This is a genomic window from Acidovorax soli (assembly GCF_900107605.1).
In the GTDB taxonomy this organism is placed as follows: domain Bacteria; phylum Pseudomonadota; class Gammaproteobacteria; order Burkholderiales; family Burkholderiaceae_C; genus Acidovorax; species Acidovorax soli.
Genome location: NZ_FNQJ01000038.1, coordinates 19,267 through 29,302, shown reverse-complemented (window position 1 = coordinate 29,302; position 10,036 = coordinate 19,267). Strand labels below are relative to the sequence as shown.

Sequence of the window (10,036 nt, the reverse complement as noted above, 5' to 3'; positions counted from 1 at the left end):
CGTCGATCCAAACATCTGTGCGCCGATGCGGGCTATCGGGGCAAAGGCGCCATGGCCGTGATCCTTGCCCATGGCTATATCCCGCATGTGGTCAGCCGCAAGAGCGAAGCGGCGCAGAAGAAGCGAGACCCGAAGAAGAAGGCCCGTCGCTGGGTGGTCGAGGCCTGTCATGGCTGGTTCAACCGATTCAGGAAACTATTGGTGCGCTACGAAAAGCTCGAACACACCTTCTTGGCGCTTAACCACCTCGCAGCGACCATCATCGCCCTGCGCAAGATCGAGCTGCCAGTCAACATTATTTACGGATAAATTCTTAACCGGCCGGCGGCAGCGGCGCCGCTGCCAGGCCGCGCAGCCGGGCCAGTTCCTCGCAGCCGATCGCAATGCCATGGCGATCGGATTGCGCACGCTGCTGGTAGCGGCGGTCGCCGGGCTGGCGGTCCTGGCCGGCGGCGCGCATGTGCCGCACCAGGATTTCGGTGCGCTGCGTGAAAGAGTGGCCGGCGCCCTTCGATGGGTCGATCACGATCAGCAGCTCGCCCGTCCAGGGCGTCTTGGCGCCGGGATGCTGCGACCAGTCGAAGCCGAACGAGAAGTTGCCGCCCGTGAGCGCCGCGGCCAGCAGCTCGACCATCATCGCCAGGGCCGATCCCTTGTAACCGCCAAACGGCAGCAGCGCGCCGCCATCGAGGACGGCGGCAGGGTCGCGCGTGGGCTGGCCATGGCGGTCCACGCCATAGCCCTCGGGCAAGCGGTGGCCTGCGCGCGCGGCGATCTGCACGTCGCCGTGGGCGATGGCGCTGGTGGCCAGGTCAAACACCAGCGGGTTGTCCCCCGCGCGCGGCGCGGCGAAGGCGATGGGGTTGGTGCCGAACAAGGCCTTGTGCCCGCCCGTGGGCACCACGCAGGCCATGCTGTTGACAAAGGCCAGCGCCACCAGCCCTTCGCGTGCAAACGGCTCCACATCGGGCCAGAGCGCGGCGAAGTGGTGCGAGTTGCGGATGGCCAGCAGCGCAATGCCGTTGTGGCGCGCCTTCTCGATCAGCAGGCTGCGCGCGGCCTGCAGGGCCGGCTGGGCGAAGCCGTTGCCGGCATCGACCGCCACATAGCCGGGCGCCACGTCTTGCACCTGCGGCACGGCCCGCCCGTTGACCCAGCCGCTGGCCAGCGTGGACAGGTAGCCGGGGATGCGGAAGATGCCGTGGCTGGCGGCGCCGTCGCGCTGCGCGCTGGCGCAGTTGGCCGCCAGGATCGCCGCCACTTCGGGCGAGGTACCGTGGCGCAGAAAGATCTGGGTGAGCAGGTCTTGCAGTTCGGCAAAGGCAATGTGCTGGGTGGCGGGGACGGTGGTGTGGGGCATGGGCAGGGTGGTGGAGGCAGCCAGCCATGGTCGTGGCGGTTGTCTACGGATTTTTTTTGCTATGTTTTGAGTAGCATCTTGCGCTTATGGGTAAGCGCTAGAGCCTCTTTGAATGCTGATTGCTGTCAGTCGCCCATCATCACGCCTTCGCGCCGTGGGTCGGCACCGCCCAGCCACATCTTCTTGCCATGCACCTGGCCGCGCGTGATGGCCTGCAGGCCGCTGGTCATGTTCATCTCGCGCACCTCGGCGCCGCGGGCGCGCAGGGCCTCCACGGTGGCGGGCGGGAAGCGGTTTTCCTCCAGCAGGCTGGGGCCGTTGAACGAACCGAAGTTGGGCAGGTTGATGGCCTGCTGGGGCATCAACCCCCAGTTGAGCACGCCATACAGCGTCTTGGCCGTGTAGTGGATGATGGCCGCGCCGCCGGGGCTGCCGCCGCTCATCAGCAGTTCGCCGCTGGCCTTGTCGAACACCAGCGTGGGCGCCATGGACGAGCGCGGGCGCTTGCCCGGCTGCACGCGATTGGCAATGGGCTGGCCCTGCGCATCGGTGGGGGCAAAGCTGAAGTCGGTGAGCTCGTTGTTGAGCAGAAAGCCGCCAGGGCGCGCGGCGTTGGTCGTGACCATCTGGCGCGAACCGAACTGGTCCTCGATGGTGGTGGTCATGGCCACGGCGTTGCCGAAGGCGTCGACGATGCTGATGTGGCTGGTGCCGTATTCAGGCTGGTCGGGCATGGGGGCATGGCTGGTGCGCACGCTGCCCGGGGTGCCGGGCTGTGCCACCTTCATGCTCTGCGTGCCAATGCGTTTGGCGCGTTGGGCCAGGTAGCCGGGCTCCAGCAGGCTCATCCAGCTGCCGCCGGGGGGTTGCACGAAATCGGGGTCGGCCACGTATTGCGCGCGGTCGGCGAAGGCCAGGCGCGCTGCTTCGGTGTACAGGTGCAGCCAGTCGGCACCGGGCGCCGGGCCGCGCAGGCCCTCTTGCAGGGGCAGCGCGGCCGCGTCGGTGTTCCTGAGGATGCCCAGGATCTGGCCGATGGCGATGGCCCCCGAGCTTGGTGGCGGAAAACCGCACACGCGGTAGTCGTGGGGCGCGACCTGGTAACTGGTGCACAGGGCTTCGCGCTTCTTGGGCTGGTAGCCGGCCAGGTCGGCCAGGCTGAGCGGGCCCGGGTTGGTGGGATGCTTGCGCACCTTGGCCACGATGGCCTGGGCCACGTCGCCCTCATGCAGGGCCTTGGAACCCTGCCGTGCAATGGCCCGCAGCACGGCGGCCAGCTCGGGGTTCTTCAGCACATGGCCCACGGGCCAGGGCTTGCCTGCGGCGTCGTAGAAATAGGCGGCGGCCACGGGGTCTTGCGCCAGGAACTTGTCGTTGGCCAGCAGCGCGTTGAGCCGCGCGCTGACCTTGAAGCCGCCCTCGGCCAGCTGGATGGCGGGCTGGAACAGCTGGGCCCAGGCCAGCTTGCCATGTTCCTTGTGGGCCAGCTCCAGCATGCGCACCGTGCCCGGCACGCCCACCGAGCGCCCGCCCACCACGGCATCGTTGAAGGGCAGGGGTTTGCCGTCCACACCGAGGAAGAGCTTGTCGGTGGCCGCCGCCGGTGCGGTTTCGCGCCCGTCATAGGCTTCGACCCGGGCGCCTGCGGCGTGCAGCAGGAAGGCGCCACCGCCAATGCCGCTCGACTGGGGCTCGACCAGCGTCAGCACCATCTGCACGGCAATGGCCGCGTCGATGGCCGAACCACCAGCCTTGAGCACCTGGTAGCCCGCGTCGGTAGCCAGCGGGTTGGCGGCAGCCACGGCGAACTTCTCGGCGGCCCAGCCCGGTTTGTCGGTGTAGCCCGACGAGCCTTCGGGCTGGTCCGGAACGGTGTAGGCCAGCGGAGGAGCGCTGCTGCAAGCGGCCAGCACGGCAGCGGCGGCAATCAGCACGAGGCGGAGGGCGGGGGGCTTGGGCATCCTGGGATCTCCTTGGGTGGGCGGAAAACCCATGGTACCGGGCTGCCGCGCCGGCCGGCGCCGTTATTACATTACGGAACAGACGCGCAGATGATGAGTGTTTTTGGCTTGCGGCTCCTGATAGGGTTGCGCAAGAAGCTATTAATTAATGAGCGCCGTGGTTCAGGCTGGCACTGGCCCCGCCCGCCCGTCTTCCACCACAAAGCGTGCCTGCGTGGATGCGCCGCTGTCGGCGCGCAGCGGGTCGTCCACCACGCGCAGGGTGGTGGTCCAGCGCTGCGGGGTGATGTCGGCCAGGCCGTAGCCGCGCTGGTCGCTGCGCGCCAGCAGCACATGCGGGTTGTGGCGGGCAATGGCATCGACCTTGTCCTGCGTGGTGCCCGCGCGCGAGCTGATCGAGGTGCCGCAGAACTCGCTGGCGATCACCTCCGGGCTGGATGGCTGGCCGCCCGCCGCCTCGGACTGGACCTTGCAGACGTAGTTCTGGTGGATGTCGCCCCCCAGCAGCACGCTGTTGCGTGGCGCGTGGCGGGCCAGCGACTGCAACAGGCGCGCGCGGGCGCCGGGGTAGCCGTCCCAGCTGTCGGTGGAAACGACGCCCGAGGGGTAGCGGCGGGGCGAGAACAGGGTTTGCTGGGCCATCACGCTCCAGCGGGTGCGGTCGTGCCGGGCGTCGGCGGCCAGGCCTGCATCCAGCCACTGCTCCTGGGTGGCGCCCAGCAGGCTGCGCTGCGGGTCGGCCAGGGCTGCGCAGTCCTGGGGGCGCACGGCAGCAGCACCGCCCGTGTCAGTCGCCCGGCAGGCCTGCCAGGAGCGGTGCTGGCGGGTGTCGAGCAGATGCACGTTCGCCAGCCGGCCCCAGCGCAGGCGCCGGTACACCTGCAGCGTGCCGAAGTCGGGCGACGCCAGGCTGGCGGCGCGCAGCGGCATGTTTTCGTAGAAGGCCTGCCAGGCCGCGCTGCGCAGGGCCAGGAAGGCTGCCGGGTCGCCCTGGCTGCCCTTGCCTTGGGCGCTGGCGTAGTCGTTCTGCACCTCGTGGTCGTCCCAGGTGACGGCCCAGGGGCACGCGGCATGGGCCGCCTGCAGGGCGGGGTCGCTCTTGTGCAGTGCGTAGCGGTCGCGGAAGTCGGCCAGGGTGCTGGCGTACCGCAGCGCGTGCACGCGGGCCAGCCCTGTCGTGATGGGGGGCGTCGCGTATTCGTAGATGTAGTCGCCCAGGAACAGCACCAGGTCGGGCTGGTCGGCGCACAGGTGGCGCCAGGCGGCGTAGTGGCCGTGTTCCCAGCGCTGGCACGACGCAAAGGCGATGCGCAGATGGGCGTCCAGGGCGTCGGCCGCGGGCGCGGTGCGGGTTCGGCCCGAGGCGCTGACGGCATCGCCCAGCATGAAGCGGTAGTGGTACCAGCGCGCCGGGGCGAGGCCGGTCACCTCCACATGCACGCTGTGGCCCAGGGCCGGCAGCGCCGTGGCCTGGCCGCGTTGCACGATGTGCCGAAAGGCCGGGTCGTCGGCCAGTTCCCAGTGCACGGTGAGCTGCGCAGTGAATGGGTGGTCTGGCGTGGGCTGCAGCCGCGTCCAGAGCACCACGCCCTCCGATGTGGGATCGCCGCTGGCCACGCCCAGCGCAAAGGGGTCGTGCTGCACCGGGCTGTTGCTCCAGGCCCAGCGGGGCAGGGTGCCGGCGGCGGCGGCCCCGCTGGCGTACTGCAGGAAGGCGCGGCGTTGCAGGGGTGTCATGGCAGCGGGTGGGTGGTGTGGGGCGGGTTCAGGCGGCCATGACGCGGTTCTTGCCCGAGCGCTTGGCCAGGTACATGCTCTTGTTGGCGCGCTGGAGGGCCGCGGTGCTGGTTTCGCTCTGGCCTAGCGGGGCCAGCAGGCGCTGAATCAGAATGTGCTGCAGCGGCCCTTCCGGAAAGGCCGGGTGGCGGATGCCGGCAATTTTTCGTGCAGTCCCCTGGTCTGGTGATTCATCAGTTGACCATGACCAGTTTGCCCATCACGCCGCGCGAGCCCATGTGGGCGTAGGCTGCGGGCAGCTCGGCCATGGGCATGGTGCGGTCGATCACGGGCTTGATCTTGCCCTGGCCGTACCACTGGGCCAGCTTGACCATCATGGCGGCATTGGCCTGGGGCTCGCGCCTGGCAAAGTCGCCCCAGAACACCCCCACGATGGAGGCGCCCTTGAGCAGCGCCAGGTTGAACGGCAGCGCCGGAATGGGGCCCGAGGCAAAGCCCACCACCAGGTAGCGGCCGCGCCACGCGATGGAGCGGAAGGCCGGCTCGGCGAAATCACCGCCCACGGGGTCGTAGATTACGTCCGGCCCCTTGCCGCCGGTCAGGGCCTTGATCGCGTCGCGCAGGTTTTCCTGGCTGTAGTTGATGGTGGCGTCGGCGCCGATGGACGTGCACAGCGCACATTTTTCGGCGCTGGAGGCCGCCGCGATCACGCGTGCGCCCATGGCCTTGGCGATCTGGATGGCGGCGGTGCCCACACCGCCTGCGGCGCCCAACACCAGCACCGTCTCGCCGGCCTTGAGCTGGGCCCGGTCCACCAGCGCATGGTGCGAGGTCGCGTAGATCATGATGAAGGCGGCGGCATCCACATACGAGAAACCCTCTGGCAGGGGCATGCACAGGGTCGCCGGAGCGATGGTGTGCGTGCCAAAGCCGCCCGTTCCCGAGAGGCAGGCCACGTTCTGGCCGACTTTCAAGTGCGTGACGCCTTCGCCCACCGCCTGCACCACGCCCGCGTATTCGGAGCCCGGCACGAAGGGCAGAGGCGGCTTCATCTGGTATTTGTTCTGCACGATCAGCAGATCGGGAAAGTTCAGGCTGGCCGCCTTGATCTCGATGAGCACCTCGCCTGCTTGGGGCGTGGGCGTGGGCAGTTCGGTCCAGGCGAGCGCGTCAACGCCGGTGGGGTTGGTGCAAAGCCAAGCGTGCATGGGATGTCTCCTGTCAATGGTGGCCTGCATGATAGGGGTGGCCCAAGGGCGTGCGATGTCCCACGAGCGACGGGCGCATCCTGGCTGGGTGCCACCTACAATCCGTTGCAACCCCGCACAGTGACCATGAAGATTCTCCTATCCAACGACGACGGCTACCAGGCACCGGGCATCGTGGCCTTGTATGACGCGCTCAAGACCATCGCAGACGTCGAGGTGGTGGCGCCCGAGCACAACAACAGCGCCAAGTCGAACGCCCTGACCCTGCATTCGCCGCTGTATGTGCACCAGGCAGCCAACGGCTTTCGCTACGTCAATGGCACGCCGGCCGACTGCGTGCACATCGCCCTCACGGGGCTGCTCGGCTACCGCCCCGATCTGGTGGTGTCCGGCATCAACAACGGCGCCAACATGGGTGACGACACCGTCTACTCGGGCACGGTCGGTGCTGCCATGGAGGGGTATCTTTTCGGCATTCCGGCCATGGCGATTTCGCAGGTGGACAAGGGCTGGGGCGAGATCGAGGCGGCGGCGCACAAAACCCGCGAAATCGTTGCGCAGATGGTGGCGCAGAACCTGGTGGCCGAAGCGCCCTGGCTGCTCAATATCAATATCCCGAACATGCCGCTGCAGGCGTTGCGCCCCCTGAAGCTGTGCCGACTGGGGCGCCGCCATGCGGCCGAGCGCGTGATCGTGCAGGAAAGCCCGCGCGGGGAGGTGATGTACTGGATTGGCGGGGCTGGCGCGGCCAAGGACGACGCCGAGGGTACCGATTTTCACGCCACGGCCCAGGGGCATGTGTCGGTCACTCCCTTGAAAGTGGACCTGACGGACCATGACAATCTTGGCTATTGGGCGCAAACCGCGTCCCGCCTGGTGGCTGCTGGACCAGCGGCCCCGCAATGGTGATGCAGCGCAGGCCCGGTTTTCCTGCGCGCCTGGATGGTTCGGGGGGGGCTCCCTCCAGAGTCGCACCCATGCCGATGCGCGCCAGTGCCCCCGCAGCGCCCCAGGGGGTCGGGTTGGACTCGGCAGCGGTGCGCGCCCGCATGGTGCAAAAGCTTGCTGCAGGCGGTATTTCCTCGCCGGTGGTGCTTCAGGCCATGTCCACTGTGGAGCGGCACCGCTTTGTCGACAGTGCGCTGGTGAACCAGGCGTACGAAGACACCAGTCTGCCCATTGGCCTGGCCCAGACCATCTCCAAGCCGAGCGTGGTGGGACGCATGTGCGAGCTGCTTTTGGGGGCCGACGGCGCGCGCGCTGGCGGGCTGGGTCGGGTGCTGGAAATTGGCACCGGTTGCGGTTACCAGGCCGCGGTGCTCAGCCATGTTGCACGCGAGGTGTATTCGGTCGAGCGGCTGCGCGGCCTGCACGAAAAGGCCCGTGACAACCTGCGCCACCTGCGGCTGGCCAACGTGCATTTGCTGTTTGGCGATGGCATGCAGGGTTATGCCAAGGGTGCGCCCTATGCGGCCATCATTGCGGCGGCCGGTGGCGAGGCAGTGCCGCAGGCCTGGTGCGACCAGTTGGCCGTGGGAGGGCGCCTCGTTGCGCCCATGGCGCTTGCCGGTGGCCAGCAAGTGTTGCTTGTGATCGACAAAACCGCGCACGGATTGAAACAAAGCGTTCTCGAGCCGGTTCATTTTGTCCCCCTAAAATCGGGGATTGCCTGAAGGGAATGCTTATGTTGGTATCGCGTAGTCATGTCGTTGGTGTTTCCGCCGTGTTGACGGCGCTGGTGCTTGTCGGCTGCGGAACCCGGATGACGAAGGCTCCTGTGGAGGACCGTGGAGCGTCTTCGGCATCCTCCTCTCCCGGGGTGGTTGTTGCATCCGCCAAGCCCTTGCCGGGCGCCGAGAACGCTGGAAAACCGGGTTATTACACTGTCAAGGCAGGGGATACGCTGATTCGCATCGGCCTTGAAAATGGTCAGGGCTGGAAAGACATTGCACGCTGGAACAACCTGGACAATGCCAATCTGATCGAAGTGGGGCAGGTGCTGCGCGTCGTGCCGCCCTCGGCTGCCGTCGCAGAGACGGGCGTGGTGACGCGTCCTGTTGCCTCCGCAGCTGTCACCCCTTCTTCGGCCGCCAGTGCGCCCAGGCCGGCCGCCAGCACTGCAGCGCCCGTGCCAGCACCCGTCCCTGCGCCTGCGCATGCAGCCGCCTCGTCGGAGGATGATGTTCCTTTCATCTGGCCGGCCTCTGGCTCCCTGCTGGCGGGGTTTGATGAGGCCCGTAACAAGGGCTTCGATATTGCAGGCAAAGCCGGTGACCCGGTTCTCGCCGCAGCCGACGGGCGGGTGGTCTATGCGGGCGCCGGTTTGCGGGGGTACGGCAATCTCGTCATCCTGAAGCACAACAACACCTTCCTGACGGCCTATGCACACAACCAGGCGTTGCTGGTCAAGGAAGACCAGACCGTGCGGCGCGGGCAGAAAATCGCGGAGATGGGCAGCACGGATGCTGATCGCGTGAAGCTTCATTTCGAGATTCGCCGCCAGGGCAAACCCGTGGACCCTGTCCGCTACCTGCCGGCGCGCTGAGCTTGTCTGCTGTGTCTGATGCGCTCCACAAGGGGGGATCGAACAAAAAACCGGCGTTGGTGACCGCACAGGGAGATGGGTTGCCAGAGAGTGCGGAGGACGCAGGCTTCTCGGACGAATTCAGTGGCCTTGCCGAGGCCGAATCCGAACTGCGCCATCTGGAGGTGGGCGTCGCCCAGCATGGCGCACGCCTGGACCGTGCGCTGGTCGAGCTCGTGCCCGAATTTTCCCGCAGCTATCTCCAGCAGCTTCTGTCGCAGGGGCTTGTTTCCCTGAGTGGTCATACGGCGACCAAGGCTGCTGCGCGGGTGAAGGCGGGCGATCCGCTCGTGATCGAGCTGCGCCCGACGCTGCAGAGCCAGGCGTTTCGCCCGCAATCGCTACCTATCGACGTGGTTTATGAGGACGAACATCTGCTCGTGATCAACAAGCCGGCGGGCCTGGTGGTTCACCCCGCCCCGGGCAACTGGGGTGGAACTTTGCTGAACGGGTTGCTGGCACGCGACGAAAAGGCGCATCTGGTGCCCCGCGCTGGCATCGTGCACCGGCTGGACAAGGACACCAGTGGCCTGATGGTGGTTGCCCGGGATCGGGCAACGATGGACACACTTGTGCGCATGATTGCGCAGCGCACCGTGCACCGGCAGTACCTTGCGCTGGCGCACCGGCCCTGGACGGGGCCTCGCAACCGCACGGTGCAGGCCGCCATAGGGCGTGACCCACGCAACCGTTTGCGCATGGCCGTGGTCAATCTGGACAGCCATGCCGGCAAACCCGCGCGCACCGATGTGCGATGGCTTGCGGGCAACGACATGGGTTGCTGGGTGGAGTGCACCTTGCATACGGGACGCACGCATCAGATTCGGGTGCACATGGCATCCATAGGGCACCCCCTGGTGGCGGACGTTCTTTATGGTGGGGCTCCCGCTGCGGGGCTGGAGCGTCAGGCACTGCACGCTTACCGGCTGTGTTTCCAGCATCCGGTCTCAGGCCTTGTGCTTGAGTTCCAGGCGCCGTTGCCGCCCGATATGGAGCAGGCGCTGTCCCAGTGGGGGCTGGGCTACAATCCGCCCTGACGGTCTGCCCGACCGCATTCGCCCGAAGGCGGTTTCCCGCCGCGCGGTGCTTTGTTCCAGAGTGTCTTTCTGGTGCACCATGGATCGACTCCTGCAGTTGGTGTAGTGCCTGCAAACGCTGTGTGGCCCAATTTTTCCCGGAATCGCTG

The 10,036-nt window shown here is 67.2% G+C and carries 9 protein-coding genes; 5 read left to right on the top strand and 4 right to left on the bottom strand.

What is annotated here, in order from left to right:
* The coding region (locus BLW02_RS17280; protein ID WP_139285400.1) for a transposase at positions 1 to 309 on the top strand (309 nt) is incomplete at its 5' end.
* A 4-nt stretch (positions 310 to 313) separates the two neighbouring features.
* On the opposite strand, the gene BLW02_RS17275 is transcribed toward BLW02_RS17280, so the two are convergent.
* The 4 genes from BLW02_RS17275 to BLW02_RS17260 all read right to left on the bottom strand — a co-directional run bounded on the left by BLW02_RS17275 (position 314) and on the right by BLW02_RS17260 (position 6,266).
* On the bottom strand, positions 314 to 1,360 hold the full coding sequence (locus BLW02_RS17275) for an Ldh family oxidoreductase (RefSeq protein ID WP_092700809.1): 1,047 nt from the start codon (positions 1,358 to 1,360) through the stop codon (positions 314 to 316).
* A 125-nt stretch (positions 1,361 to 1,485) separates the two neighbouring features.
* On the bottom strand, positions 1,486 to 3,321 hold the full coding sequence (locus BLW02_RS17270; RefSeq protein ID WP_092700806.1) for a gamma-glutamyltransferase family protein: 1,836 nt from the start codon (positions 3,319 to 3,321) through the stop codon (positions 1,486 to 1,488).
* A 162-nt stretch (positions 3,322 to 3,483) separates the two neighbouring features.
* A complete protein-coding gene (locus BLW02_RS17265) occupies positions 3,484 to 5,058 on the bottom strand; it encodes an alkaline phosphatase D family protein (protein ID WP_092700803.1) in 1,575 nt (524 codons plus the stop codon).
* A gap of 233 nt (positions 5,059 to 5,291) precedes the next feature.
* Positions 5,292 to 6,266, bottom strand: a complete 975-nt coding sequence (locus BLW02_RS17260) for an NADPH:quinone oxidoreductase family protein (protein WP_092700800.1) — start codon at positions 6,264 to 6,266, stop codon at positions 5,292 to 5,294.
* A gap of 126 nt (positions 6,267 to 6,392) precedes the next feature.
* On the opposite strand from BLW02_RS17260, the gene surE reads away from it, so the two are divergent.
* The 4 genes from surE to BLW02_RS17240 all read left to right on the top strand — a co-directional run bounded on the left by surE (position 6,393) and on the right by BLW02_RS17240 (position 9,887).
* The gene (surE, locus tag BLW02_RS17255) at positions 6,393 to 7,175 is read left to right on the top strand and encodes a 5'/3'-nucleotidase SurE (protein WP_092700797.1); all 783 of its coding nucleotides are present in this window, start codon (positions 6,393 to 6,395) and stop codon (positions 7,173 to 7,175) included.
* On the top strand, positions 7,175 to 7,939 hold the full coding sequence (locus BLW02_RS17250; protein WP_026436304.1) for a protein-L-isoaspartate(D-aspartate) O-methyltransferase: 765 nt from the start codon (positions 7,175 to 7,177) through the stop codon (positions 7,937 to 7,939). The genes surE and BLW02_RS17250 overlap by 1 nt, the downstream gene beginning before the upstream one ends.
* An 11-nt stretch (positions 7,940 to 7,950) precedes the next feature.
* A complete protein-coding gene (locus tag BLW02_RS17245; RefSeq protein ID WP_092700794.1) occupies positions 7,951 to 8,811 on the top strand; it encodes a peptidoglycan DD-metalloendopeptidase family protein in 861 nt (286 codons plus the stop codon).
* Between the two features lie 80 nt (positions 8,812 to 8,891).
* Positions 8,892 to 9,887, top strand: a complete 996-nt coding sequence (locus BLW02_RS17240) for an RluA family pseudouridine synthase (RefSeq protein ID WP_244273746.1) — start codon at positions 8,892 to 8,894, stop codon at positions 9,885 to 9,887.
* Positions 9,888 to 10,036: the final 149 nt, after the last annotated feature.

Bases quoted from the DNA above. Each gene is read 5' to 3' on its own strand.
- BLW02_RS17260 (WP_092700800.1), bottom strand. From the start codon at position 6,266: ATGCACGCTTGGCTTTGCACCAACCCCACCGGCGTTGACGCGCTCGCC.
- BLW02_RS17275 (WP_092700809.1), bottom strand. From the start codon at position 1,360: ATGCCCCACACCACCGTCCCCGCCACCCAGCACATTGCCTTTGCCGAA.
- BLW02_RS17270 (WP_092700806.1), bottom strand. From the start codon at position 3,321: ATGCCCAAGCCCCCCGCCCTCCGCCTCGTGCTGATTGCCGCCGCTGCC.
- surE (WP_092700797.1), top strand. From the start codon at position 6,393: ATGAAGATTCTCCTATCCAACGACGACGGCTACCAGGCACCGGGCATC.
- BLW02_RS17250 (WP_026436304.1), top strand. From the start codon at position 7,175: ATGCAGCGCAGGCCCGGTTTTCCTGCGCGCCTGGATGGTTCGGGGGGG.
- BLW02_RS17245 (WP_092700794.1), top strand. From the start codon at position 7,951: ATGTTGGTATCGCGTAGTCATGTCGTTGGTGTTTCCGCCGTGTTGACG.
- BLW02_RS17265 (WP_092700803.1), bottom strand. From the start codon at position 5,058: ATGACACCCCTGCAACGCCGCGCCTTCCTGCAGTACGCCAGCGGGGCC.